The sequence below is a fragment of the Croceitalea marina genome (assembly GCF_042684265.1).
GTDB classification, from domain to species: Bacteria; Bacteroidota; Bacteroidia; order Flavobacteriales; family Flavobacteriaceae; genus Croceitalea; species Croceitalea marina.
The window spans coordinates 70,580-96,752 of record NZ_JBHULB010000005.1 but is presented as its reverse complement, the minus strand read 5'-3'; the positions used below and the strand labels follow the sequence as shown (position 1 = coordinate 96,752).

General features: G+C 36.2%; 23 protein-coding genes. 10 read left to right on the top strand and 13 right to left on the bottom strand.

Features of this window, described 5'->3' with window-relative positions:
- Positions 1-33: 33 nt before the first annotated feature.
- From ACFSQJ_RS01400 to ACFSQJ_RS01365, 8 genes are all read left to right on the top strand, one after another.
- A complete protein-coding gene (locus tag ACFSQJ_RS01400; protein WP_377764965.1) occupies positions 34-2,043 on the top strand; it encodes a helix-turn-helix domain-containing protein in 2,010 nt (669 codons plus the stop codon).
- A gap of 192 nt (positions 2,044-2,235) precedes the next feature.
- Entirely contained in the window at positions 2,236-2,739 is a 504-nt protein-coding gene (locus tag ACFSQJ_RS01395; protein WP_377764963.1) for a YybH family protein, read from the top strand.
- A gap of 547 nt (positions 2,740-3,286) precedes the next feature.
- Positions 3,287-5,242 carry a hypothetical protein gene (locus ACFSQJ_RS01390; protein WP_377764962.1) on the top strand — a complete coding sequence of 652 codons (1,956 nt, stop codon included), beginning with the start codon at positions 3,287-3,289 and terminating at the stop codon, positions 5,240-5,242.
- A gap of 142 nt (positions 5,243-5,384) precedes the next feature.
- On the top strand, positions 5,385-6,608 hold the full coding sequence (locus tag ACFSQJ_RS01385) for a DNA cytosine methyltransferase (protein WP_377764961.1): 1,224 nt from the start codon (positions 5,385-5,387) through the stop codon (positions 6,606-6,608).
- Positions 6,605-8,938, top strand: coding sequence for an ATP-binding protein (locus ACFSQJ_RS01380; protein ID WP_377764960.1), 2,334 nt, complete (start codon positions 6,605-6,607; stop codon positions 8,936-8,938). Before ACFSQJ_RS01385 ends, ACFSQJ_RS01380 begins: the two co-directional genes overlap by 4 nt.
- On the top strand, positions 8,938-10,245 hold the full coding sequence (locus ACFSQJ_RS01375) for a hypothetical protein (protein ID WP_377764958.1): 1,308 nt from the start codon (positions 8,938-8,940) through the stop codon (positions 10,243-10,245). Before ACFSQJ_RS01380 ends, ACFSQJ_RS01375 begins: the two co-directional genes overlap by 1 nt.
- A gap of 372 nt (positions 10,246-10,617) precedes the next feature.
- Positions 10,618-10,902, top strand: coding sequence for a helix-turn-helix transcriptional regulator (locus ACFSQJ_RS01370; protein ID WP_377764957.1), 285 nt, complete (start codon positions 10,618-10,620; stop codon positions 10,900-10,902).
- Positions 10,895-12,172, top strand: coding sequence for a type II toxin-antitoxin system HipA family toxin (locus ACFSQJ_RS01365; RefSeq protein WP_377764956.1), 1,278 nt, complete (start codon positions 10,895-10,897; stop codon positions 12,170-12,172). Before ACFSQJ_RS01370 ends, ACFSQJ_RS01365 begins: the two co-directional genes overlap by 8 nt.
- A gap of 579 nt (positions 12,173-12,751) precedes the next feature.
- Here the strand turns inward: ACFSQJ_RS01365 and ACFSQJ_RS01360 are convergent.
- Complete coding sequence (locus tag ACFSQJ_RS01360) at positions 12,752-14,053, bottom strand: hypothetical protein (RefSeq protein WP_377764955.1); 1,302 nt, start codon at positions 14,051-14,053, stop codon at positions 12,752-12,754.
- Positions 14,054-14,119: 66 nt separating this feature from the next.
- Complete coding sequence (locus ACFSQJ_RS01355) at positions 14,120-14,458, bottom strand: hypothetical protein (RefSeq protein WP_377764954.1); 339 nt, start codon at positions 14,456-14,458, stop codon at positions 14,120-14,122.
- Positions 14,459-14,578: 120 nt separating this feature from the next.
- Here ACFSQJ_RS01355 and ACFSQJ_RS01350 point away from each other — a divergent pair, with 120 nt between their 5' ends.
- Positions 14,579-15,136 (top strand): YceI family protein, encoded by a 558-nt coding sequence (locus ACFSQJ_RS01350; protein ID WP_377764953.1) that lies wholly within the window; start codon positions 14,579-14,581, stop codon positions 15,134-15,136.
- Here ACFSQJ_RS01350 and ACFSQJ_RS01345 read toward each other — a convergent pair whose 3' ends face one another.
- From ACFSQJ_RS01345 to ACFSQJ_RS01295, 11 genes are all read right to left on the bottom strand, one after another.
- Complete coding sequence (locus ACFSQJ_RS01345) at positions 15,137-15,571, bottom strand: hypothetical protein (RefSeq protein ID WP_377764950.1); 435 nt, start codon at positions 15,569-15,571, stop codon at positions 15,137-15,139. It abuts the gene before it with no gap.
- Positions 15,568-15,828: an acyl carrier protein gene (locus ACFSQJ_RS01340; protein WP_377764949.1), complete on the bottom strand. Its 261-nt coding sequence runs from the start codon at positions 15,826-15,828 to the stop codon at positions 15,568-15,570. Before ACFSQJ_RS01340 ends, ACFSQJ_RS01345 begins: the two co-directional genes overlap by 4 nt.
- A 3-nt stretch (positions 15,829-15,831) precedes the next feature.
- Positions 15,832-17,109 (bottom strand): beta-ketoacyl-[acyl-carrier-protein] synthase family protein, encoded by a 1,278-nt coding sequence (locus ACFSQJ_RS01335; RefSeq protein WP_377765159.1) that lies wholly within the window; start codon positions 17,107-17,109, stop codon positions 15,832-15,834.
- Positions 17,099-17,869, bottom strand: coding sequence for a GIY-YIG nuclease family protein (locus ACFSQJ_RS01330; RefSeq protein ID WP_377764948.1), 771 nt, complete (start codon positions 17,867-17,869; stop codon positions 17,099-17,101). Before ACFSQJ_RS01330 ends, ACFSQJ_RS01335 begins: the two co-directional genes overlap by 11 nt.
- A gap of 149 nt (positions 17,870-18,018) precedes the next feature.
- Entirely contained in the window at positions 18,019-18,807 is a 789-nt protein-coding gene (locus ACFSQJ_RS01325; RefSeq protein ID WP_377764946.1) for an SDR family oxidoreductase, read from the bottom strand.
- Positions 18,807-19,862 (bottom strand): type III polyketide synthase, encoded by a 1,056-nt coding sequence (locus ACFSQJ_RS01320; protein WP_377764945.1) that lies wholly within the window; start codon positions 19,860-19,862, stop codon positions 18,807-18,809. Before ACFSQJ_RS01320 ends, ACFSQJ_RS01325 begins: the two co-directional genes overlap by 1 nt.
- A gap of 3 nt (positions 19,863-19,865) precedes the next feature.
- Positions 19,866-20,567: a methyltransferase domain-containing protein gene (locus ACFSQJ_RS01315; protein ID WP_377764944.1), complete on the bottom strand. Its 702-nt coding sequence runs from the start codon at positions 20,565-20,567 to the stop codon at positions 19,866-19,868.
- 11 nt (positions 20,568-20,578) lie between these two features.
- Entirely contained in the window at positions 20,579-21,706 is a 1,128-nt protein-coding gene (locus ACFSQJ_RS01310; protein WP_377764943.1) for an NAD(P)/FAD-dependent oxidoreductase, read from the bottom strand.
- A gap of 75 nt (positions 21,707-21,781) precedes the next feature.
- Positions 21,782-22,474: an OmpA family protein gene (locus ACFSQJ_RS01305; protein WP_377764942.1), complete on the bottom strand. Its 693-nt coding sequence runs from the start codon at positions 22,472-22,474 to the stop codon at positions 21,782-21,784.
- Positions 22,475-22,481: 7 nt separating this feature from the next.
- On the bottom strand, positions 22,482-22,964 hold the full coding sequence (locus ACFSQJ_RS01300; protein WP_377764941.1) for a lipocalin-like domain-containing protein: 483 nt from the start codon (positions 22,962-22,964) through the stop codon (positions 22,482-22,484).
- A 170-nt stretch (positions 22,965-23,134) separates the two neighbouring features.
- Complete coding sequence (locus ACFSQJ_RS01295; protein WP_377764940.1) at positions 23,135-25,111, bottom strand: alpha-ketoacid dehydrogenase subunit alpha/beta; 1,977 nt, start codon at positions 25,109-25,111, stop codon at positions 23,135-23,137.
- A 107-nt stretch (positions 25,112-25,218) separates the two neighbouring features.
- Here ACFSQJ_RS01295 and ACFSQJ_RS01290 point away from each other — a divergent pair, with 107 nt between their 5' ends.
- A complete protein-coding gene (locus ACFSQJ_RS01290) occupies positions 25,219-26,169 on the top strand; it encodes an isopenicillin N synthase family dioxygenase (RefSeq protein ID WP_377764939.1) in 951 nt (316 codons plus the stop codon).
- Positions 26,170-26,173: the final 4 nt, after the last annotated feature.

The window sequence follows — 26,173 nt, the reverse complement described above, 5'->3', positions numbered from 1 at the left end:
AATACTTTGCCCTGATGAAATTCTAATATCTAAATGAGCACTGACGACAATCAATCAAATAATTCCCAAAAAAAATTAACACGGGAAACATTGATTGGCAGACTGACTAAAGAAATCGAATCGAACTTGAATAACGACCAATTCGGAGTTGATAGTCTAGCACAAGCGGTCGGTATGAGCCGTTCTAGCCTTCATCGGAAATTACACAAACAACTTGGTATCTCGACAAGCCAATTTATAAGAGAGTATCGATTAAAAAGGGCTTTAGAAATTCTGAGGCTAGAAGACGTAACGGCTTCAGAAGTTGCTTACCGAGTTGGCTTCAGCAGTGCGACTTATTTCAATACTTGTTTTCATAAATTTCATGGCTATACACCCGGTGAAGTTAAGACGAGAATTCCCACTGATATCGAAGAACAAGACGAAAGTTATTCTTCGAAAAAAGAGCATGATTCGAGCATTGAAACTACTGTATCAAAATCTAAAAAAAAGGGTTTCAAGAATATCCTGATTCTTGTAACACTTTTCATATTTGGTGCCATTGCTACTTTCTATATTAACGACACTTCCTCTGATACATCTGTTCAAACGAATGAAAACAATGTTATTAATGAAAAATCGATAGTCATTCTACCTTTTAAAAACTGGACTGGAAACCCTGATTTGGAATATATTTCAGACGGTATGACCGATGCGGTGACCTCAAGGCTTACAAAGGTTAACGCTATTGAAAAAGTGATTCCGTTTACTTCAGCGCTACAATACAAGTCAACAGAAAAACCGATTAAAGAAATCGCCAAGGAGTTGGGTGTCGCGAATCTTCTTCAAGGAAATCTTCAACTTTCTGGGAATAAAATCAAGATAAATCTGCAACTCATTCATGGCCGTTCCAATGTGCATCTTTGGTCCGAAGAATACACGAGGGAATGGAAAAGCGATGAGATTTTTGAAATGCAGGCCGAAGTGGTCGAGGCTGTGGCTAAAAATATGAAGGCTACCATCTCTGAAAACGAGTTGGTCGCTATTAAAGAAATACCAACTAAAAGTAAACAAGCGTATTCCTATTATCTTCAAGGAGAGTTTCAAAAGCAAAAGGGAAACGAGCTATCATATTCAAATGCTATCAAACTTTATGAAAAGGCAATTGCAGCAGATTCGATTTTTGTAGAACCTTATATAGACATGGCTAATGTTTGGCATATGGGCGGGTCAGTTTGGGGTTTTTATGATCAGCAAATGGCTTGGAGTAATGCAAAGGTATTACTGCAACAAGCGCTAAAAATAGAACCAGACAATCAACGAGTAGCCGAAGAACTTGATACCGGAAGGTTTTTTTATGATTGGAATTTTGAACTTGTAGAACAGTCTTATGAAAATATAGTGAGCAATTCTGTAAATGACAAGCCATCTGTTATTTCACTTGATTATCCCATTAAAACCGGAAGATCTGAAGAAACCCTTAGGGCAATTGAACGTTTTAGCATCAATGATCCTTCAAATGTATTTTATCCGTTTTTTAGAGCAGAGGCACTATTTTATTTGGGTTCTGCTAATAAAGCTAGAGAAATATTAACCCAAACAGACCCACTGTATAACGGAAACTGGTTTTATTTACGGGAGTCTGCAAAACTGTATTACTACCTAGGCGAATATGAAAAGTCAAAGATTCAACTTGGAAAAATATTATCGCAATTTTCAGATTACCCACCCATATTGATGTGGTTGAATGCTGTATATGCTCAAATGGATGGCGATTCTGAACTTACCAGCACCTATTTGACTGAACTATACACCAGTTACTTTGAAAATTCATCAGGTAGCCCCGCTTGGTTTTTGGCGATGTACTATTGTACTGTAAATGATTATGAAAGAGCCCTTGATTGGCTCCAAAAATCTTATGATAGACATGAGGTAGAAATGACTTGGCTAAGAGAAGAACCTTTGTTGGCGCCAATTAGAAAAGATCCACGCTACAAAAATCTCTATGAAAAAGTTGGATTTCCTAGTATCGGAATACCGATTAAAACCTCTTCAGAAAATTAACCCGTCAAATTATCTCTTCAACATCATTTAAAGATTCTGCATCATAATTTAAATCCATGTACAAAAGCTTAACAAGCTTGCCACATGATTGTTAGGTAGCGTTTATCCCTTATTTCCATCTTTGGATTATTCAAATATGGGTGCGAGATCATCTTGTACTTCATTTAAAAATAATCACTAAAACTTTTTATTATGAAATTAAAATTAACACTTGCTAGTATGCTGTTATTAGCACTTTTCACAACAGGTTGCACGGCACAATCGGAAATGGCGCCCGTAGATTTATTAAACGATGAATTTCCTGAATCAAAACAAGAAATAATGGAAACCATCGGCACAATTGCACAAAGTCTTAAAGACGGCGATTTGGATAAGTTGATTTCCCTTCACGCCTACAGCCCAAAGTTCACCGAATTTAATAAGGGAGAACCCCGTGTTGGCAGTGCAGGTAATGAGACCTATGAACGTGAAGTTTTTGGCGCACTAACTGAAGTTGTGAAATTTGATTCTAATGATTTACAAATTGCAGTATATGGCGACGTAGCTAACGTAACCTTTCATTCTGATTTTCATCTTAAATTCGGAGAAGACTTAGTCGTGGTAAATGACCAAATATCCTTACTATTTTTAAAAACGGCTGACGGATGGAAAATTGTTGCCGAACACCATTCACCATTGAAGAAAGAAGAAAGTTAAATTCAGACTAATTCATTTTTTAGAATTAAAAAAAGTGATTGTCTACTATTAGGTAATCACTTTTTTCACACATACAGATTCTTAGCAGCATCATAAATTTGATATAGGAATTCGATGAAATTACTTATAACTTATCGCTATTTGATATAACGTCGGATTATAGAACAATTTTGTTCTATAATGTTCTGCGTTATGTAACTTGAGCTTTGGTTAAAAGCGAAAGTATCTACAAATTTTCTTCGATTTTTTTCTTTCCAAAAACTTTCTTCTCAAAAGGTAATGGAACACTTATTATGCGATCCGACGTTAGGAGGGGAGTGTAATGTGTGTGGAATGGTATTTTACTACAATTTAAAATCGGTTGCAGAAAACCGTAATTGTATTCTTGTTAATTTTTTCTATATTTAAACTTCTCAAATAAATTACTTCCTACAATTTTCTTCCCCCAAAATTTGAATTAAAAATAATCCTATTTGAAATACCCATTAACGGGTATTGATTTGTTATTGTTTAAAATTGAAATTTAACTAACCAAACCCTTTACAATATGAAAAACTCATTTCAAATAAGAAGACCCTATTATTTACTAGTAATTCTAACTTCATTTTATTTTCATTCTTGCAACAATTTAAAGTCAGGAATAAAACCGCAGAATGAAATTGCAGTAGCGGATTTAGAAGGTAAAATATTACCCAAAGATGGGTTGCTACCTAAAATTGATTCTGAGCCAATTATTGTATTCGATAAATTAAGTTTTGGCAGCGGATACAATTCTTCAAACGCGCATGAATATTTTTCAGTTATGGAATATTCAAGTATTGCGGATAACACAGAAATTATTTCATCTGCGACAGGAAATACAGGATTTGTAGAAATACATAAAATTACTAAGAAAGATAGTTTAAGGAAAGTATTGGACATTACTAAAAACGCCTCCATAAAGGCAAAGTTTGGAAAAATAGGTGGTGGTAAAGCCAGTTACAAGGAAAGAAAATTTCAAGAAACTAGGATAGGTGAGTTAAATGAAATTGCAATTGTCAAAGCGCAATATGTAAATGAACCAAGGATTATACTAAATCCAAAATTAAAAAGTAGTCTTTTAAAATTGGCTAGAACAAATCCAAAAGAATTTATGCATACGGCGGGAGACATGTTCGTAAGTAAGGTTTATACTGGTGGCACACTTTATGGCGTATTTAATCTTAACGCAAGACACTACTATCAAAAGAAAAAAAATGAATTGTTTGTAAAAGCTTCTGGTAGCTATCTTGGGATTAGTGCAAGCGGTTCAATAGACATAAAAAAGACTCAAGAAGCTTTTAATGAAACAAGCAAATTGGATGTATCCTATATCACAGAGGGAGGTGCTGATTCTCTTGGCGATATAAATACTATCGACGGATTTCTAGACGGAGCTAAAGTCTTTAAAAAACAAGTAAGCATAGGTCAAGGACATCCCGTTATTCTATACGTTCAACTTGAGCCTTATGAAAACATTGCAGGCTTTCCTAAAATTGATTTTTCCCCAATTCGTGTAGTTCAAAAAAAAATGCTAGAGAAGTGCCAACAAATTTCTTATGACATTGATGAATCTATGGCCAATGTATTAGATGTTATAAATAATGAAACATATTATTCAAAGGAGGATGTTAAAAAAGCTAGGGAATTTAAAAGTTTACTTCCACAACTAGAGAAAAAACTTAAAATTGAATACGAGAAAAGTTTAAATAATTTTGAGTATAAAGAAGAAGAAGTTTTGAATACTATTTCAATGAATTTGCCATTTAAACCTTCTTTAATAAAGCCGATTCCATTTTATTTAAGTAAAAAGCTAAAAGCGGATGCAGGTGACCAATCTATTATGAATAGCAGCAATACCTCAGGTAAATTCCTTTTTATCGATGGGAAGTTAGCAAGCTTAGAACGTGGAAAAGCAAAGGAAGAATTACGCGATTTAAAATATCAATTTAACGATAGAAGGCATAGAGCGACCCTTTCGAAACCTTACCCATACATAAGGGATTTCTATCCATATTACTTGGTCACGTTCAAAGATATTGCCTCTAAGAATATTATATCTGAAATAAAATATTCTGGAAAGGAAATTGAGGTTCCAGCCAATGTTTCTATAGAAATTAAATTAGTTAATCAAAATAGCCAATATCTGGATTCAAGAAGACGTAGCAGAAGAAGTTTGCCATATACAAAGTACTTGAATGTTAGAATTTTGGATATTTCTGAACCTATTGTAAAAATCTATGAAAAAGAAGAAAATCTTGTTGTAAAAACAATATTTAAATCACGCTACTATGTCCATCCAATTGATGGATTGACATATATAATATGCGAGGATGATGATGGTTTTATTGTAATTCTACCGAGTGGTGAAACTCAAGGTTACGGTCCTGGATATACTTTAAGTGAAGTTAGGCAAGCCCATGGTTTACCATCTAGTCCATTTAGAACAGATGAACATGAGGAGACTTGTGGTGATAAATGGTGATTCCGTTTTTTTTTCTTAGGACTTTAAGTCTATGTTAAAAGCTACTTTTTGAAAAAGTAATCTTTATACACCTATAGATACTTGGTTTTTTCCTTTTTTTTTAGTAGCAACTAAACTATTTTTATAGTTATTTTCTTACTATATGAATTTCATAGATTTATTTTCTGGAGCTGGAGGGCTTTCCGAAGGTTTTTTACAAGCTGGGTTTAATCCAATTGCTCATGTCGAAATAGACGAGAATGCTTGTAAAACGTTGGAAACAAGGCTTGTGTATCACAAACTTAAAGAAGAAAATAATCTAGAGAGATATTACGATTATCTTCAATCCAAAATTTCTAGAGTTGACTTCATTGAAAAGTATGGTGACAAAAGTTTATCAGAATCAGTATTAAATATTGGAATAGGTGGTGAAAACAATAGTACTATTTTCAAAAAAATTGATGAATTAGCAGGTGCTAATGAAATTGATTTGGTTGTTGGCGGTCCACCTTGTCAAGCATATTCACTGGTTGGAAGAGCAAGGGATAAAGATGGAATGAAGAATGACCCCAGAAATCATTTATATAAAGAATACGCTAAATTTTTAAGGTACTATAAACCTAAGGTTTTTGTATTTGAAAATGTGATGGGTCTTATTACGGCCGACAAAGGGAAATATTTTAAGAATATGAAGTCCTATTTCAAAAGAATAGGGTATGAATTGGATTATTCGGTACAAAATTCAGCTGATTTTGGGGTGCTACAAAAACGAAAACGAATAATTTTAATTGGTTGGAAAAAAGATAGTGGTTTTAATTATCCTGAATTTGTCAAAAGTAATTGGAATTGGAAGGTAGAAGATTTACTAAAAGACCTCAAAAAATTAAGACCAGGAGAACAAAAGAATTTGACAAAGTATGTCGGAGATAGTTCGGAGTATTTAAAAATATTTAAACTCAGAAACGGAGTTGATTTTGTTACTCAACATATAGCAAGACCACATAATACAAGGGACTTGGCCATTTATAAAATTGCAATCAAAAAATGGTTAGAAAAAGAAGAGAGATTAAAATATCCTGATTTACCAAAAAAACTTAAAACTCATAAAAACGAAAGCTCTTTTTTAGACAGATATAAAGTTGTAGACCCTAAAGGTTTATCACATACAATGGTTGCACATATAGCAAAAGATGGTCATCATTATATTTATCCTGACATGAAACAAATTCGTTCTCTTTCAGTCAGAGAGGCAGCAAGAATTCAATCATTTTCCGATGATTATTTTTTTGAAGGTGGAAGAAGTGCCGCATTTAGGCAAATTGGTAATGCTGTGCCTCCGCTAATGGCATTAAAAATAGCGGAAGGAATAAAGGGGGAATTTGAATGAAAATAGAAAGGCAATTATATCAAAGGGCAACTGATGCCATAATAAATCTTGTAGCTCCAAGTGAAAAAACAGGGACGTCGATAGAGGATGGAATCCAAGCTATACTATCACTACCTGAATTTAAAAGTAAAATTGACAAGGTAAAATTGCTTTTCGAGATTGAGGAGAAACTAAAAGAAACTCCTTTTAGAGCTAAAAGCCATATTTTAAGCTTACTCGGAGACGAACTAATTGGAAGTGACAATTTAGCCATTTTTGAGTTAGTTAAAAACTCTTATGACGCTGATGCAGAAATAGTAACGGTGACTCTTGAAAATTTAAACTCAGATACTCAAAGAATAATTATTGAAGACAACGGAACAGGAATGTCCCCTGAAGTACTTAAAAATGTTTGGTTAGAAATAGGAACGGATTTTAAAAGAGGTGGGAAGAGAAAACCTAGTGATAAATATGGACGTATTTCGTTAGGTGAAAAAGGAGTTGGAAGATTAGCTGTTCATAAACTTGGGAAGGTAATTACATTGGAAACTCAAGCCGAGAAACAAAATTTTACAAGTCGTATTAAATTTAATTGGCAGAAACTAATCGAGGAATCAAATTATATCCAGGAAGTTTCTGTGAAAATTGAAAAAATCGAACCACCAATTTTTATTGGTAATACTGGCACCAGAATAATAATTTCTGACTTAAAGAAAAAGAAGTGGTCGAGAGGTGATTTAAGAGATTTAGCTCGTAAAGTTTATTCGATCAAAAGTCCATTTAAATCTATTGATAGTTTTGACGTGGTTTTAAAAGCAAATGACCATCATCAGTCTTGGTTTGATGACATTAAAGACACAAAAGAAATCCTAAAAGATTGTTTGTACTATTTTGATTTTAAATTAGCTAGAACTAAGAAAGGTAAGTTTGCCGAATTCACTTGGAATTATGACTTCAAACCTCCAAAGAAGTTTGGAATTAAAAGTAATAAACTTAGCCACAACGATTTCAAAAGTAAAACTTTAGACTATAATACCCTTGGTATAAATTCATCTCAATTAGAAGAATTATTTGCAAAAGACCAAAAGAATCTGGCAAATCTAGATTTAGATGGTATCGGTGACATCGAAGGTAGATTTTATGTTTTTAATCTGTTGGGACCCGTGTTAAAAGCTTTTGGGCAATCAAATACTATAAAATCACACTTAAGAGAAAATTCGGGTGTAAGAATATTCAGGGATGGAATAAGAGTTTATAATTATGGAGAACCAAGTGACGATTGGTTAGGTTTGGATTTGTCTAGAATCCAAAAATTAGGAGAACATTTTAGCAAGAATACTGTAGTTGGAACAATTGATATTGAATTAAAGGATAGTGAATCAGGGTTAAAAGAAAAAACCAATCGAGAGGGCTTCGATGAAAATATTTTCTACAAAAAATTTCAATTTGTAAGCTCCAGTATATTTGAATTCTTTGAAAGAAAAGCACAACCAGATAGAGAGTTAATTAAAAGTTACTTAAAAGGAGTAAAGCCTGCACGTACTGTTGGTCTATCTGAAAGTATTGAATCCCTAGAAAAGAAGCTTAAAGAAAAGAAAGTTTTGAAAGAAGTTGAGCCTCTTTTAAAAAGAGTTCAAAAAGATTACAATGACATGAGGGATGTCATGGTGAATTCTGGGATGTCAGGATTGAATTTGGGAATTGTGTTCCATGAGGTAGACAGAGAAATAAAATTTCTTAATAAGGAAATAAATAATGATTTCGAAGTTGATGCTATTAAAAACAGGGTCAAAAATTTAATAGAGTTACTTGAAAATTTCTCGCCAATTCTAAAACAAAACAAGTATATAACTATATCTGCTAGTGATTTAGTTAAAAAATCAAAGGGTATAAATTTCCCAAGATTTAATTATCATGAGATAATTTTTTCCAGTCCACTTATTTCAAAGGAATCTCCCGATTTCAATATTAGCGGTCCAGCAAATTTATTGATAAGTGCAATTTCAAATATTATTGATAATTCTATATACTGGCTAGATAGCAAAAAAGAGTTGAAAGGTAAAAAGTATAAACCTGCCATTCTTATTACTTCGGACTTTGATAACTTCAATGCTCCGACAATTTTAATAGCAGACAACGGTCCAGGATTTAATATAAATCCTGAAGACTTAACTATGCCGTTCAGAACCACTAGACCAGGAGGTATGGGATTAGGTCTTTATTTTGTTAGCATCGTTATGGAAATGTTGGGAGGGCAACTACTTTTTCCAGAACACGATGATGTAAATATTTCGAAAGCATACGATGGGGCCTTAGTAGCTTTAGTATTTCCTAAAGAAGGTCAGTCGTAATGTTTGAGCCTAAGAACGAAATCATAATCATAGACAATAATGCACAGCATTTAGAAACTCTTAGCAAAAGATTTCATACAAATGGAATAGGCTGTATGGAGTTTGAGTATGATGCAATGTATGAGAGTCCCCTTTTAGGAGTTCGAATTGCTTTTTTTGATATTAACTTACTTGACCTAGGTGGTGGGGAAAGAAGGATTTTCAATACTCTCGCTCTCGCTCTTAAACAGTATATAAGTATTGACAATGGGCCATTTGCTCTTGTTTTTTGGACTTCAAATAGTGAAATGATTGAAAGATTCAAAGAATACGTCCAAAATAGGCATCCTGATTGTCCCAAACCATTCGTTACGAAGTTTATTGACAAAGACGAATTCTTAGTTGGCAACGATGGAGAATTACAAAATGAAATTGAGAATATATTGTCTGATGATGTCTTAAAGTTGATGTTTGATTTTGAAAGTCTTGTGAAATCCGCTTCATCAAATGTTATTGATGAGATTTATAAAATAATTCCGAACAATGACGATTGGGGTGCAAACGCAAATTTTTCTGTGAATTTTGAAAAAGTATTTTCGAAAATATCAACCTCGATGCGAGGTTTTGATGGTGCGAAAAACAATCCTGATAGAGCGGTTTTTGAGGCATTATTACCAATTTTGACTCATCAAGTCATGAAAAAAGTTACTTCAAATAAATGGAGAACTTATCTTCAAAGTTTAAATCTAGCTACCAAATATGGAGACTTAAGAAATCCTAACGGGTTTAGAGAAAGCAATCTGAATTCGGTTTTTCATATTGATAATGAACCAACAACAAACGATGCTAGGGGAGTTGTTATAAAAATGAATAGGCATCATCAAAAGGTATTGGGCATTTTTGGGATGTCCTACAGAGAATGGTTAGATAAGTTCGTTCCTTTTAAAAAAAATACTGAAATACAGAGAGCTAGTGTGGAAGCATTGATAGTGAAATCAGAACTTGTAGCTATAGAAATTAGTTCGTCCTGTGATTATCAGCAAGATAAATCTCGTCTAAATAAATATGTTTATGGGGTGAAATTTCCGATAATTCCAAAAAACTTATTGGGGTCATCAAAGGATTCTGCCTTGAATATTTCTAACTATGTTACTTCAAATCAAGAGTTTGAAATTTGGCTAAATCTTAACTACGTTTTCGGAGCTAGAACTAATGATAAGGTTTTCGAAAAAAGCACTCATTTGTTTACGTTTAAAAAAGAAATTATGGATATGCTTGGAAATCGATATGCCAATCATGTATCTAGGATCGGAATTACTAGTTTTTAGCCTGGCCTAAGAGAATTTTAGTAAAACAATAGGCGAGGGGAGCGGCCATATTTTAGGGGGCTGGTTACTATTTTTCTTCACAATTGAAAAGATACTCTAATCTACAAGCAGTCTTAAGAGTTACAATGGATCCTAAAATATAGCGACTGAGCCGTACATTGTTTCCGAAATTATCTGTAAGCCTTGATTTTTTTGTTTCTTTTTTTATCAAGAAAAAAAGACAAACAATAAAGTATATTTAATTATACTAAATCTCAATTTCTTATTTTAAAAGTATAAATATCTATACTTTATAGTCTTTAAATCATTAAAAGTATATTTATTTATACTATTTTGATATTTTTTCATATATTTGTATATATATTTATACATATGGATAATCAGATAACAATTACTAAAGTCATAAATAAAATAGGACGAGTAATAGAATCGTATAGAGACAAAGAAGATTTAACTCAAGCTGAGTTAGGTAAAAGAATTAATGTTTCTCGCTTGACGATTATTAATATAGAGAAAGGCAAAGGGTCCAATACCCTAAATATTTTAAAAATTTTAAAATACTTTGATTTATTACATGACTTAGACGTAAGTTTTAATCTAATGCTGGAAAAAGCCAATGAAGATGATGGTTTAAGTGAAATAAACTTATATGAATAGCAAATTAGATAAGATAAAAGTTAGAATATTTGGAGAAGAAATAGGCATTTTAGCCTATGATTCTATTAAAGCAGAAAGCTATTTTCAGTATAACGAAGTCTTTCTGCAACGTAAAAGTTATACCAATATTTTTCCATTTATTATTAAACGTGTTTCCCAGACTCAAATATTTAGAAACTACAAAGAACACACTTTTAGAGGATTGCCTCCAATGATAGCTGATTCACTTCCGGACGATTTTGGAAATCAAGTTTTTAACGAATGGATAAAATCAAAAGATATTGATAAGCATAAGTTGTCTCCAATCTACCAACTGGCATATCTATCAAATAGGGGCATGGGTGCATTAGAATATTTTCCTGGAAAGTCATTGCCAAAAGCAGGAGAAATAAATTTAGACTCCATTACTGGTATATTAAGAAAAGTACTGGATGTGAAAAAAAACCATAAAGAATTAGAGCTATCTGATTTAGCGCTTTTAAACATTTTTAAACTTGGTTCATCCCCAGGTGGAGCTCGCCCTAAAGTTATTGTGTCTGAGCATAAAAAGAGTAAAGAATTGATTCCTGGAGATGTGGAATATAGCAATGATTATAATCATTATTTAGTCAAATTGAATATGGATAATGATGATGGTTATTCAAGAGAATTGGTTGAGTATGGTTACTACAAGCTTGCTTTACTAGCTGGTTTAGATATGATGCATTGTGAAATGATAGATAACAAACATTTTGCGACCATAAGATACGATCGTGAAAATGGAGAAAAGGTTCATGTCCTTACGGCCACAGGAATTAGTGGTTATAACTTTCAAGACCCAGCTGTTTCTACTTATGAAAATGTATTTGAAATTGCCAATAACTTAAATCTTCCTTCAGGAGATATTGATTCATTATTTAGGAGAATGGTATTTAATTATGTTTTTCATAATGTGGATGATCATCTTAAAAATCATTCTTTCATTTATGAAAAGGATAATGACCGTTGGCGAATTTCCCCCTCATATGATATAAATTATTCTCTAAATGCGCTTAGAAAATGGCCAAATGCGCCACATATGCTTAGTTTAAACAATAAGAATACTCAAATAGATACTTCCGATCTATTAACTATTGCTAAAACTTACTCTATAAAAAGTCCTGAAAAAGTAATAATTGAAGTCTGTAAAGCCATATCTCATTGGGAAACTATTGCAACAGAATTGAAGATTCCTGAAAGAGTTTATAATTCAATAAAGGAAGATTTTACAGATTATTCTAATATGCTCTAAAAGTTTTCAAATCCTATTTGACATAATGTTAGAAATACCTAAAGAAAAGCTTCAATCAAGACTGGAGGTTAGCAAGGGCTAAGAAATTATCTCGCAGAGTAATTTTTAGCTGTTGCGGCAAGTTGACTAGAATGCTGTAGAAAAAAATCTTGCATACATTTCCTCGAATACGAGAATTTTAAATGAATCTAAAAGGCTAGCTTTTAAATGGCGTTGGCAAGCGATGGCAAATTGTGTTTAAAATAAATTGCCTGAGCAATTTGATTTTAAAAAGCAATCGAGCGCTTGGTAGCGGCTATTTTACATAACGACAAATTATGAGTACAGCCGAAAGGTTTGTCGCCAGGGTCGCTGAATTTTGAAGTTTAGAATAAATTTTATTCTGTGTGGGAAAAATTTGAAGCTACGGAAATTAAAAAGGTTGATGACCCTGTTGGTAATTCGCTTAAAAGTTATAAACGTGAGGGATATTTTACATAATAGAATTATGACTTACAGCTAAAGGTTTGAACCTGAAATACTTATATATCAATCTGTATCATAATTTACATTATGTAAAATAGATTATTTAAAAGTCCACTATTCCTTCCAAAATGGAAAACTCATCCAGTTTTGCGAAACCTGAGAATCTTTCTTTCCATATCGTCTTCTAACGTGCATTATATTTCTGCCTTGCTTTAATGTATCCACTTTTATAAATGTTACATAGCCTTCCTCATCCGTTTTTGGGTGCTTGTATCTATCCCAACGCACAGAATCCAGCTTTTTCGTATTTAATTCTACCGTAAACAAGGTATTTAAAGCTTGTTGGTATTTATTCCGTTGTCCATCAAAAAAGGCACTCCTAATAGAATCGTTCTTAAAAATCGGTATTTCTTTCTTAAAATCTAAATCGGTTAAAACACTATCCTTAAAATCATCGAACCAAAACCAATGCACTATAAATAGCTTTAGGTAATTCTCGTCTATTACTTCACTCTGTATTCCTCCCCTATAAAAAACTTCATTTTCCTTTAAATGATCTTCATAATAATTGTTACGTATCATATAAACAGATGGTTGCTCATAGGTTTCTCTATCATCAAAACTTTTAACCGTAAAAGTTCCTCCATAAAAAAATGCCCCTAATTGATTTATTGATATCAATGTTGCCATCACGATATAAAAAACACCAAAACTCAGCAATATCCACTGTTTACTATTTGACCGTAAAATTAAAAGCTCTCTTTGGTATAAAAATGAACCACTTATGTAGTAGTAAAACGTATTTAAAGCGGTTAAAACTTTATCTACAACCTTCTTACCTGTCTTAAACGAAAATTGAGCTAAAATACCTAATTGTGAAAGCAGTATAACTGCAGCCAAGACATAATTATAGGTAATATTGTAGACCAAATCATCTAGCTCTAATACCTCTAACAAAAAGGCATCGATTAAGAGACATACTACAATCGTACTTATGACCACCATTGCGAAAAGAATCGCAAAACTAAAGCTTAAACTAGCCCATTTCTCTAAGGTTTCTAGTCTATTTTCTCTATGATATCGTAATTCGAGCCTCTTTTTTCGACTATCGGAAGGGTTTATTTTATCATAATTAACTCCATTTGGGTACCAATTATAAATGGCCATATAGGCCACCCAAAATGTACGTAGCACCAAGTTTGCCCCAAAACCGATCAACAAGGTTCGAGTTAAAATGTATAAGCCAAAGAAAATAAGCGTTTCGTAGTGATTTAAATTTAAAATCGCCTGTTTCTGAATGTAGAAGTTTTTAAAAAAATCGGTGCTGATAAACAGCGTGTAGAAGAGTCCGCCTGCGATTATAGTTTCTAATTGCCAGCTTATGGACCGGTATTCCGCCTTTTGGTTGTTTTTCAATTCGGTTGGTGATTGTTAGCCTAAATATAGGACTCTTTTCCAGAAAAGAAAATCGAAACCTTGAAATTAATAGCCGCTTGTATCGATAACGTACGCCCCTATTTTACTATCCAGTTCTTTAAAAGAAGCGATTTGATCTCGCATCTTTTCGACCAGTTCTTCCTGTTTATCGAGCTGTTTTACATCTATGGTACGGAATAACTCTAAATGCCGTTTTTTTAAAGCCTCAATATCGTCGCGCAAATCGCGTAATCGTTCAAAGCATTCGTAATTTGTGGGTTCGCAGGTATACGAATTGAGTTTGCCCAAAAGCGTTTGTATCTCGGTATGATTACGCTCTAACTTAAAAAGCATTTCATTGATTAAGGCGCTATTTTGTTGGGCACTCTCCATTGCTATTGCCATCTGATTCTCTTAAAATTAGTAAAAATACTGGCATTTTGTAGAAAAAATATGCCAATTCAAGTAAGTTTAACAGTTCAATAACCTTAAGAATAGAAAGTTGGAATTTTATAACTTGTATGTTTGAAACTAGAAACAGACTTATCATATATGATTATTCAAAATACCATGAAATATCGCATCACTTTATTATCCTTTTTACTTTTCCTAGTAGTTAACACCAATCTAAATGCTCAGGCCAATATTTCTAATGCCGAAGTTAGTTTTGAGTTTGTTTCGAAAGAAGTCAAAGGGAGCATCGCGGGATTTACATCTAGTTCCTCCATTAATTTTGATACGCCCGAAAACTCTTCCTTTACGGGTTCGGTAGCTGTTGAGACACTTGACACCAATAATGGGCTGCGTAATTGGTCTTTAAAAAGCAGAAAGTACTTTGATGAAGATGCGTTTCCACGCATTAGTTTTGAGAGCACCGTTGTTACCCAAAACGAGACCGGCTATATCGTAAAAGGGAATCTTACCTTAAAAGGTATCACGAAACCCATAACGATAAGCTTTACCAAAAAAGGAAACCAATTGAAAGGCCTGTTCGAAATCTATAGTTATGATTACGGAATCAAAATAAAAAAGAAACGCGAAGACAATCTGGTCAAAGTAGTCTTGTTGTTCGACCTGAAGTAGCTATTTGTCCTGCTTTTTGAATAAAAATCGATACACCTTCCCTACTCCCCAATTCCCTAAAGGAAAATAAAGCGCAAAAAAGAGCGCCATGGCCAAACTGAAATTACGTTCATTAAAAAATTGATCCAATAAATTGTTGGGATACGCGTAGGAAGTACCAAAAGCATATCCCCCAAACTCCAATAGGCACATTGCGACCAAACCATAGGCGTACTGGGCATGAAAAGGCAAACCTCTTAAAAGCAATGAAATAGGTACCATATAAAAAATGTAACAGGTAATTACCTGCCACCAATAGGTAAACTTGGCGATTTCAACCTCCGCGCCAAACCAGTTCATCAGCATACCCCATGAAAAATAAATTACACAGTAAACAGCTATCAATCGCTTGTCTACAGTAAGTTTAAGTAAAATCCACTCTTTTAGTGCATTCATTTTTCAGCCATTTTTTTATCGATAATCTGTAATGCATCTTTCACGGTCAGCATACCATCCATATCATCATTTTCTAACATAATATCAAAAGTATCCTCAACATCCAATACAATATCTACCAGGTTTGCCGAATTGATGTTCAGTTCACTGGTAAAATTGCTTTCAAGAGTGATAGCATCAACACTAACATCATCAGGCAAATACGTCTCCACAATAGCTTTTAATTTTTTATACTTCTCTTCTTGGGTATCGCTCATCTTTTATTTTGAATAGGTGCTAAAAATAATACAGGAATTCACATCGCCAAAACCAAAACTCGCTTTTGCCACTATTTTTATTGGTTTTTCAATGGTTGTTTGCGGTATGTTATCTACATAAATCAATCTTTCAATTTCGGGATGCAAATCCTCACTATTGAGGTTCCCATAAACCTTTTGTTCTTTTAATTGCAACACACAACCAACACTTTCTATGCTACCTGCAGCCGCAAGACAATGCCCAAAGTGGCCTTTGAATGAATTTATTAAGGGAAAATCGCTTCCGGATAACCCTAAGGCTTTACTCCAATTCTGAATTTCCGTAGCATCCTTGGTCGTAGCGGTCAAATGCCCGTTAATCGTATCAATAGCTTTGACGTCGATATTTGAATTCTTAACCGCCTCTTGTATACATCGTTGAACGGCCTCATTATTTGGGGCTGTCATACTGCCTCCGGCCCGCTGTCCGCCACTATTTACAGCACCGCCCAATAGTTCGGCATAAATTGCAGATCCGCGGTCCAAGGCGCTTTCAAGAGATTCCAGTACCAGTGCCCCTGCCCCACTGCCTGGCACAAAACCCGATGCCGAAGCACTCATGGGCCTGCTTGCAGCTTTGGGATTATCATTGAATTTTCTTGGAAGAATACGCATGGCATCAAAACCACCCCAAACATAAGGGCCACTATCACTACAACTCCCGACCAACATTCGTTTTGCACTTCCTGATTTTATTCGTTCATAACCCATTAGAATAGCTTCGGTACCTGTGGTACAGGCAGACGAATTGGTCGTCACCTGATTACCAGTGCCTAAAATACCGCCTAGATAGGCACTGATTCCACTTGCCATGGTCTGTACTACCGAAGTACTGCCCAATCTTCGTACGTTTCCCTCATCCAGTTTATATATCGATTCTCGAAACTTATCTACACCTAGAATTCCGGTTCCAAAAATGATTCCGCTTTCCCAATCTGGCTGATTTTCTTGACCCTGTCTTTCAAGTCCGGCATCTTTCCATGCATCCAATCCTGAAATCACACCGTAAACAAGTCCGCTTGAGTTTAAATCTTTCAGTTGTACTTTACTAAAGTAATTATTAAGGTTAATCTCTTTAATATTCGGTTTTCCAGCAACTTGACACGAAAAATTTAGATTTTTTAATTCTTCAAAAAAATGAATGCCGCTAGCACCCTCATCCATAGCCTTTGAAAAGGAAGGAATGCCCGTTCCGTTAGGTGCGCATACCCCAAGGCCGGTTATTACCACTCTATTTTTCATCATGAGAGGCTTTGAACATTCCTGAAATAACCCCTTTACAAACTACCTCGTTTTTTGCATTGTACATCTTAACCTTGCATTTGAGTTTGTGAAATCGAAAATAAACCAATTCGGACCGTACAGTGACCCTTTCATTAGGATAAACTGGTTGTAGAAACTCCATATCAGAGCTTGAAAGCCCTATTTTCAAGTCCTTATCCATATCCTTGCCTAAAAAATATATTCCCAAGCATACCAGCCCTATTTGAGCGCAGCATTCCGTTAATAAAACTCCAGGGGTGACCGGAAAATTTTTAAAATGCCCCTTGTAAAAACCAGCATCGGCTTTAAAAGTATACTCCCCGACTACCCCATTTTCATTGACTACACTCAGCGAATCAACAAAAAGAAACGGATTTTGGTAGGGTAGCTTTTCTATAATTGATTGAAAATTGTCTGTCTGAGCTGTCACACTGAGCTTGTCGAAGTGCTGTCGAAGACTATTTCGAGATAGCTCGGGCAAACCTTCTAAATTGTTATTTATCAAAGCTTCTTTCTTTTTTCTGCTCCACCCTTTTAGCTGCTTTTCTTTCGCTATAGCCCGGTCAGGATTCACAAATTCTTGAAACCAAACCAACTTCACGGGTCGGCGATTAAAGGTATATGCCTTCTTATCTATTCCTTTATTATGTTGTTCCTCCCTTAAATAAACGTCGTTGGTTACACCAGTGTAATAGGATCTATCAGAACACAATAAGATATAGACAAAGTACTTTTTCATGGGTCTTTCTAATATCACTTAATGCTTTGGCGGGCTCGATATAAGCGCTTTTGTTTTATTAAATTAATTATGTCACTTCGACAAGCTCAGTGTGACAGTTAAACGGCACCATCTTTTTCAACACTTCGACAAGCTCAGTGTGACAAAATCTACCGTAAACTTTCACCTCCATCTACCTTCAGAACCGTTCCGGTAATCCACTTGGCCTCTTCTTTTGTAAGCAGAAACGCAGCATCCGCGACATCTTCTGGCCTTGTCAACCGTCCATTAGGATTTCGTTTCAGGGCCTCTTCAACAATTATATCACTATTGGGAATCATTCGCATCGATTTCGTGTCGGTCACTCCCGCTTGAATACAATTCGCTTTAATACCGATCGGAGCGAATTCAAGTGCAATATTTCTAACAATAGCCTCTAAGGCTACCTTGGCTGCAGCGACTGCCGCATAATTCGGCCAAGCCTTACTATTTCCTTCACTGGTAAAGGCAATAATTCGTGCATCTTCAGAAAACAATCCATTTTTAACCAATAATTTCACCCAATCATACAAACTCAGGGCCATCGCATTGATGGTCAATTGAAAATCTTGATTGTGCAACTCTAAGGAATCATTGGAATACATTGGTTTTAAATTGCCCTTGGCAATACTATGCACCAAAACTTTTATGCTAGCGCTTTGCAATAATTGTACTATTTCAACAATGAGGTGTTGTTGTTTCTCAGTATTCGTAGCATCTACGTTATAACCGATACAACGAACACCACTTTGAATAATCTCTTTAAAGGCCTTATCGATTGTTTCTAAGTCGGACTTGCGGTCTCTATGGATCACAATCAGATTATAGCCTTCCGAACCTAGCTTTTTTGCTGTTGCCAGACCAAGGCCGCTGCTACCGCCAAGAATTAAAGCCCAAGGATATTCATCATCCAAATTCATTACCATTCTATTAAAACACGTTGTGCAGAAAAACCAGGACCAAAACTTAAAATAAGGCCTTGTTCCCCGCTTGCTATTTCTTTCTCTAAAAACTGCTCTAAAACATACAGGACAGTACAACTGCTCATATTGCCATAATTTCTGAGCACTTCACGAGTATCGTTAATCTCCTTCCCTAATTTACCAAACAAATCCTCAACCGTCTGTACAATTTTACGCCCTCCAGGATGAAAAATCAAGTGGTCCACTTTTTCGATAGAACTATTTTGTTTTTCTAAAAAGGGATGTACAATCTTTGGAAAGTGTTCTGCAATAACCTCAGGAACCGCAGGGTCTAGAATCATTTTTAGACCTGTATTGGTCAAATCAAAACCCATCATATGTGTAGCATCTTGAAAATGGTACATTTCCTCACCACAAAACTTTGGCCCTTCGGCTTCCTCCTCCGAAGAAAGTAAGACACAAGCTGCACCATCACCAAAAATTGCTGCACTTACCATATTGGCCATGGAGAAATCGTTGAGCTGAAAAGTAGCCGTAGGACTTTCAACGGCGACTACCGCTGCTCTTTTACCAGGACTATTCTTTAGAAAGTGTGATGCATATATCAAACCCGACACCCCGGCGGCACAGCCCATTTCTGTTACCGGCAGGCGCACCACGTCTTGTTTAAGACCTAGTTCATTAATTAAGTAGGCATCTAACGAAGGTATCATAATACCGGTGCAACTCACCGTAATGATATAGTCCAAAGAATTGGCTTCCCAATTGTTTTTTTTCAAGGCCTTGGCCAGGCAATTCACGCCAAGTTTTTTGACTTCGCGAACGTAAATAGCATTTTTGGCCTCAAACGAAGTCGCATTGAAAACTTCATCGATATTCATGATGCCATAGCGCTTGTCCACGCCTGCCCCTTTAAAAATCTTGACCACCTTTCTTCTAAAACGGTCTTCTTGCCCAGAAAGCCAAAGATTAACGAAGGGTATGATAGCTTCTGTAGTTCTGCAGTATGCCGGCAATTCTTTTGAAACTCCAACTATTTTAACTTCGCTCATAAATTAGTTTAGTCGATTGGTTTGCATTATCCATACATAACGAAAAGCCCATTTCCATTCAATTCTATGAATAACGTTCGGTATTTTTTTTGCGAATTGCTGTAATTCTGATTTCAAGAAACCACTTTTTATGGAGGTCAACCCGTCTTTTTTGGCAATTTTGGTTTTCAAGAAAAAAAATCTGAACACTTTAAAAAGATAACAGGCCAATCGACTTCTTTGCAAATCATTGATAACGACGCCAAGTCTTGAAATCGAAATAAACTTGTCTAAAAAAACGGAAATTTCGTCATTATTAAAATGATGCATTGTGAGAGTACAAAGCAGCACATCGCACTGAAATTTTTCTGGATTTAATGCCAAAACATCTTGTTTTACATAGGAGATTTCAGGAAAATCCTTAGACGCTTCCTTAGCAATCGAAAGGATATCCTGACGCAAATCCATCCCTATAAGTTCAGCTTTGATGTCTTGTTTTCTTAAGAATAATGCCGCCTCCCGAAGCATGTAACCGTCGCCGCAACCCATATCCAAAATCGTATACGATTGATAAGAACTGCTTTTCAGCAATTCATGTAGGCCATCGATACTAATTTTGCTTCCGCCCAGCACTGCATTGACCCGATTGATGTCCTTAAATACTTCTTTAAGCTCTTGAACTCCCAATTCGGGATTGTCCATCAACTCCATTTCCGTATTTCTCATTGTCAACTGCATTAGACTAATATAGGGTTTCCATGGGTGCGTTTAATCATCGATTGCAGTATTTTTTCAGACTTTGCGATTGTACCTAGTGCTATTTCAGAAGCCGTATTGCTCATAAGAACACGCTGTACCGTTCTCCCCATTCGTAATCGCCCTTCAAATTCTTTTCTCCAAAGACTGGCATAACTTTTTTCTAGCTTATCTCTATTTGGATTACTCTCTTTTAAATAATCTAAAATGCATTCTGCGGCTATTTTAGCACTATGTATCGCCATTGCCATACCATTACCGCAAAGCGGATGGATTAAACCAGCACTATCACCGCACATTAAGACATGATTTTGAACGGATTGTTTCTTTTCAAAGGAAATCTGGGCGATACTCACCGGCTTTTTGAATTTAGGCTTCGCACTGGCCAAGAAATCACCAAGAAACGGGTTCTTTGAAACTACTTTTGAATTAAATTCTTCGATAGAACCATACTGTTTAAAGCTTTTAAAATTAGCAAGATAGCAGAAATTGATACTTCCATCCTCGGTTTTCGACAAACCACCGTAACCTCCATAAAAATTATGCAGGGCAACTCGATTAGAAGGAAAATCATTGAACTCATAATGGCATTTGACGCCAAGCCAAGGTGATTTCTGCTGTATAAATCTTCGGTTTAGCTTTTTATCCAATCCCGATCTTTTTCCATAAGCTCCAATAACTATGGCACCTGTATAATTTTCATCAGCTGAAACCCTTACCTCAAATTGATTCTCTTTATAACAAATGTCATCAGCAGTTTTAAAGGCAAAATCTACCTGCATAGCCTTTGCTTTTTGATATAACAGATTATCAAACGTATAACGGCTAATTCCAAATCCGCCTAAAGGAAGTTTGGTGCGAATACTTTTTCCGGACCCGGTGCTCATTTGCAAAGTATCGATAGTGACCGTGTTTTCAGTATTCAAATTTACTCCTAAGGATTCGAGATAAGGAAGCACTTCATTGGACACATATTCTCCGCATACCTTATGGTTGGGATAATTGTTCTTCTCTACCACCAAAACACTGCGGCCCTTTTGCTTTAAGTGTATTGCCGCAGTCAATCCTGCGAGACCACCCCCAACAATTATGACGTCGTATTTTTCCACGTTTTGAAGATACCGTATAAAAACAAAAATCCCGACTATTGCGAGTCGGGATTTTGTTGTGGGGTGTTTATTTGCTTATCCTTTTGTTTTCTGCATTGCTTCTTGTTTCAATGCTTCACTGGCGATAATTGCTAATTCTACTCGCCTGTTCTTTGCTTTACCTGCAGCAGTTTCATTACTTTCTTTTGGTTGTGTTTCACCATACCATTTGGTGGAAAATCTATTCGCAGAAATTCCTTTGCTTACCAAATAATTGGTTACCGACTCCGCACGTTGCTGCGACAACTTCCAGTTATACTCTTCACTACCTGCACTATCCGTATGGCCTTCTACCAATACATTAGAATTTGGATACTCTTGAAAAATACCGGCAAGTTTATCCAAAGTAGTTGCAGATGTTCCTTTGACATCAGACCTGCTTGTATCAAAATAGACCCCGGCGTCTTCGGTAAAGGTCACATTAATCCCCTCGCCTACTCTCGTAACTTCTGCACCAGGAATTTCCTCTTCGATTCGTTCTGCCTGTTTATCCATTCGATTTCCAATATAACCACCGGCTGCACCACCGACAACGGCACCGATAATGGCCCCTAAGGCCGTATTTCCTTTTCCAACATTATTTCCGATAACACCACCGATTACAGCGCCACCACTTGCACCGATTACGGCACCCTTTTGTTTATTGTTTGCGTTTTTTACGGCATTACAGCTCACTACAAGACTTAAAACCATTAGTAAAGCTGCACTCTTTCTTATATTTTTTCTCATCTTTCTTTTATTTTCTTGTGAATTCATAAACTATAGTTACGGGCTGGCCATCAACCGACACGTTTGACTTCAAGGTCATCGTCTGTTCATTTAGATTGGCAATATCCAATCGGTATCCTCTACCTCCAGAAACGTCTTTTCGCTTCTCATCGATAAACTTGAACTGCAGCTGGCTTAACCTATCGGCAGGCTCAATTACCGACCAACGAATAAAACGGTCTCCACCTTGACAAAGCGAACCATTTTTTATGGTATAACGGCCAGTACTGTTATTGTCCCTGAAGAACCAATTGCTCCCTTCAAAACAAATATCTTGGGCATCTCCGAAAATGACAGACTTAAAAGCACCATCATTGTTTTCATAAGAGACATCGTTCAGCTCCCAAGTACCGCTCAATAAATTTCGTTGTTGTCTCGCAGATTTAGAGACCGAACATGAAGCTACTAGACCTACTAGTATTAACATGCTCATTACTTTCATTTTAGTCATAGTTAAAGTTTTAGTATTTGTTGTATATACGTTCCTATTCAAAAATCGATTACGGCTATATGTTAATTTTTGTTAAAAACGATAAAACACAGCCCAATCGCCATGCCAACAAAATTGCGTGAAATTGATTTCTTGAGGTACCTGAAATACTATAAATATTAACGCATACGCTAATAGGCCATTAATTCGAGTAAATTTTCCTCGAAACGTTTTTTGGGAAGGTAATCGGCCTCTAAGTTTGCTGCGAAAGGGATAGGAGTCTCTAAGCTTGCAACCCTTTTTACAGGGGCATCAAGATACTCAAAGCAGTTTTCCATGACCAAAGCCGAAATGTCACTTGCAATGCCCCCAAATAGGGAATCTTCTTGAAGAATGATAAGCCTGCCCGTTTTCTTTACGGATTCATAGATCGTATCTACATCAAGGGGTTGAAGCGTTCTTAAATCGATGAGTTCCGCATCTATTTCAGGATGTTTTTCAAGTGTTTCCAAGGCCCAATGCACTCCAGCACCATAGCTCACAATACTTACCGCGTTGCCAGTTCGTAAAATACTGGCCTTGCCAAGAGGTAATGTATAATAATCATCGGGAACATCACCATAAACACTTCTATACAGCCCTTTATGTTCAAAAAACAATACTGGATTCGGGTCGTTAATAGAAGTTATTAGTAATCCCTTGGCATCTTTAGGGAAAGCAGGATACACCACCTTAAGTCCTGGAGTTTTGGTAAACCACGCCTCATTAGTTTGAGAGTGAAACGGACCAGCGCCAACTCCACCTCCACAAGGCATCCGAACAACTACATCCGCATTCTGCCCCCAACGATAATGAACTTTGGCCAAATAATTCACCACGGGATTAAAACCAGAGGTGACAAAATCGGCAAACTGCATTTCAACGACGGCTTTCATACCATTGATGGATAGCCCCATAGCTGCAGAAACAATGGCAGATTCGCAAATAGGGGTATTTCTTACCCTACTACGGCCAAATTCTTTTGTAAAACCTTCGGTTATTTTAAAGACCCCTCCATATTCCGCAACATCTTGCCCCATTATAATGAGTTCGTTGTGGCGTTCCATCGACTGTCGCAATCCGTTTGATATAGCATCTACAAAACGAATATTTGAAGTATTTTCAGAAGGTTTAACTATTTCATTTTCAAAACTCTGATACACATCACCTATTTCATTACTTAATGTTGATGAAATCGGCTCTTCATTAAAGGCCAACTCTAGATTCGAGTTGATTTCTTCCGTTATTTCTGCTTTCAGGTTTTCTATGTATGCTGAGGTCAGTACCTTTTTCTCTAGCAAAAAAGTCTCATAGTTTGAAATAGGGTCTTTTTTTGCCCATTTAGCCATTAATTTTTCTGGCACATATTTCGTTCCGCTTGCTTCTTCATGTCCGCGCATCCTAAAGGTTTTAAACTCCAAAAAGACCGGTCGCGGCCTCTTTCGTATGGCCTTGCACAGTTCGCTTACTTTAGAATAGACCTCAAGAATGTTGTTCCCTTCAATGATACGGCACTCCATGCCATACCCTTTGGCCCTATCGGCCAGATGCTCACAATTATATTGCTCGTTCGTTGGGGTCGAGAGCCCATAACCATTGTTCTCGATACAAAAGAGCACTGGCAAATTCCACACCGAAGCCACATTCAATGCCTCGTGAAAATCTCCCTCGCTTGTAGCGCCTTCTCCCGTAAAAACAGCGGTTACCCGTTTCTTTCGTCGTAAAGAATCCGCTAGGGCAATACCATCGGCAACACCAAGTTGTGGACCTAAATGTGAAATCATGCCCACTATTTTATGTTCTTGACTACCAAAATGAAAACTTCGGTCGCGGCCTTTGGTAAATCCGCTGGCCTTGCCTTGCCATTGGGCGAACAATCGATTTAAAGGAACGTTCCTAGTCGTAAAAACACCAAGGTTTCGATGCATTGGAAGAATGTATTCTTCATTCTTTAAAGCGGAAGCGACACCCACCGAAATCGCTTCTTGACCGATACCGCTGAACCATTTCGAAATTTTACCCTGACGAAGCAGAATAAGCATTTTCTCTTCAATCATTCTAGGCTTAAGCATTCGCTCGTAGAGCTGAATTAAAACTTCATTATCAAAATCGCCAATATGGTATCGCATATAAAAAATTTCAAGCGGGTTAAAAGTAATAAAAAGGTCAGATGCGGTCTAATTTTTAAAATGGTTGATTGAGATTTCTTAAATTTGAAACTCTTAAACAAGCTACCATGAGCGCAATACCAAGTGTAAATTTAGAGGACTTTATATCAGAAGACCCAAATAGAAAAAAGAAATTCACAAATGATATCGGCGCAGCTTTTGAAGATATTGGTTTCGTTGCACTTAGCGGGCATTTTCTGTCCGAGGAATTGGTCAAGAATTTATACGATGAAATCAAAAAGTTCTTTGCACTGGCACAAGAAATAAAAGACTCTTATGAAATTGAAGGCATTGGGGGCCAACGAGGCTATACCTCTTTTGGTAAGGAACATGCCAAAGGGAGAAAGGAGGGGGACTTAAAGGAATTCTGGCATTTTGGACAATATGTGGAGAACAATCCTAAATTGGAAGCAGAATATCCGGATAATGTTATGGTAAAAGAACTTCCAGAATTCAACGCTGTAGGTAAAGAGACCTATCAGATGTTAGAGAAGACCGCAAAATACGTTTTACGCGCGTTGGCCTTACATCTCGATTTGGAGGAAACTTATTTTGATGAATGGATCAAAAATGGGAACTCTATTTTACGCCCAATCCATTATCCTCCAATAACCTCAGAACCGAAAAATGCGGTGCGCGCAGCGGCACATGGAGACATTAATCTCATCACCTTATTGATGGGAGCGCATGGTAAAGGTTTACAAGTCAAAAATCATAAAGGCGAATGGGTCGATGCGATAGCGCGGCCGGACCAACTCATGATCAATGTTGGAGATATGCTTTCTAGACTGACCAACAATAAATTAAAATCCACCATTCATCAAGTGGTAAATCCACCTCGGGAATTATGGGGAACTTCAAGGTATTCCATCCCGTTTTTCATGCATCCGGTTAGTGAAATGCCCTTAAATTGTTTAGAAGATTGTATCGACGAAAATAATCCGAAGCAGTTTGAAGATATCACCGCGGGAGCATATTTACATGAGCGTTTAATCGAACTAGGCTTGGTAAAAAAATAAGCAG

Excerpts from the sequence above, each read along its gene's own strand:
- ACFSQJ_RS01400 (WP_377764965.1), top strand. The coding sequence starts at position 34 with ATGAGCACTGACGACAATCAATCAAATAATTCCCAAAAAAAATTAACA.
- ACFSQJ_RS01395 (WP_377764963.1), top strand. The coding sequence starts at position 2,236 with ATGAAATTAAAATTAACACTTGCTAGTATGCTGTTATTAGCACTTTTC.
- ACFSQJ_RS01390 (WP_377764962.1), top strand. The coding sequence starts at position 3,287 with ATGAAAAACTCATTTCAAATAAGAAGACCCTATTATTTACTAGTAATT.
- ACFSQJ_RS01385 (WP_377764961.1), top strand. The coding sequence starts at position 5,385 with ATGAATTTCATAGATTTATTTTCTGGAGCTGGAGGGCTTTCCGAAGGT.
- ACFSQJ_RS01380 (WP_377764960.1), top strand. The coding sequence starts at position 6,605 with ATGAAAATAGAAAGGCAATTATATCAAAGGGCAACTGATGCCATAATA.
- ACFSQJ_RS01375 (WP_377764958.1), top strand. The coding sequence starts at position 8,938 with ATGTTTGAGCCTAAGAACGAAATCATAATCATAGACAATAATGCACAG.
- ACFSQJ_RS01370 (WP_377764957.1), top strand. The coding sequence starts at position 10,618 with ATGGATAATCAGATAACAATTACTAAAGTCATAAATAAAATAGGACGA.
- ACFSQJ_RS01365 (WP_377764956.1), top strand. The coding sequence starts at position 10,895 with ATGAATAGCAAATTAGATAAGATAAAAGTTAGAATATTTGGAGAAGAA.
- ACFSQJ_RS01355 (WP_377764954.1), bottom strand. The coding sequence starts at position 14,458 with ATGGCAATAGCAATGGAGAGTGCCCAACAAAATAGCGCCTTAATCAAT.
- ACFSQJ_RS01345 (WP_377764950.1), bottom strand. The coding sequence starts at position 15,571 with ATGAATGCACTAAAAGAGTGGATTTTACTTAAACTTACTGTAGACAAG.
- ACFSQJ_RS01340 (WP_377764949.1), bottom strand. The coding sequence starts at position 15,828 with ATGAGCGATACCCAAGAAGAGAAGTATAAAAAATTAAAAGCTATTGTG.
- ACFSQJ_RS01335 (WP_377765159.1), bottom strand. The coding sequence starts at position 17,109 with ATGAAAAATAGAGTGGTAATAACCGGCCTTGGGGTATGCGCACCTAAC.
- ACFSQJ_RS01330 (WP_377764948.1), bottom strand. The coding sequence starts at position 17,869 with ATGAAAAAGTACTTTGTCTATATCTTATTGTGTTCTGATAGATCCTAT.
- ACFSQJ_RS01325 (WP_377764946.1), bottom strand. The coding sequence starts at position 18,807 with ATGAATTTGGATGATGAATATCCTTGGGCTTTAATTCTTGGCGGTAGC.
- ACFSQJ_RS01320 (WP_377764945.1), bottom strand. The coding sequence starts at position 19,862 with ATGAGCGAAGTTAAAATAGTTGGAGTTTCAAAAGAATTGCCGGCATAC.
- ACFSQJ_RS01315 (WP_377764944.1), bottom strand. The coding sequence starts at position 20,567 with ATGAGAAATACGGAAATGGAGTTGATGGACAATCCCGAATTGGGAGTT.
- ACFSQJ_RS01305 (WP_377764942.1), bottom strand. The coding sequence starts at position 22,474 with ATGAGAAAAAATATAAGAAAGAGTGCAGCTTTACTAATGGTTTTAAGT.
- ACFSQJ_RS01300 (WP_377764941.1), bottom strand. The coding sequence starts at position 22,964 with ATGACTAAAATGAAAGTAATGAGCATGTTAATACTAGTAGGTCTAGTA.
- ACFSQJ_RS01295 (WP_377764940.1), bottom strand. The coding sequence starts at position 25,111 with ATGCGATACCATATTGGCGATTTTGATAATGAAGTTTTAATTCAGCTC.
- ACFSQJ_RS01290 (WP_377764939.1), top strand. The coding sequence starts at position 25,219 with ATGAGCGCAATACCAAGTGTAAATTTAGAGGACTTTATATCAGAAGAC.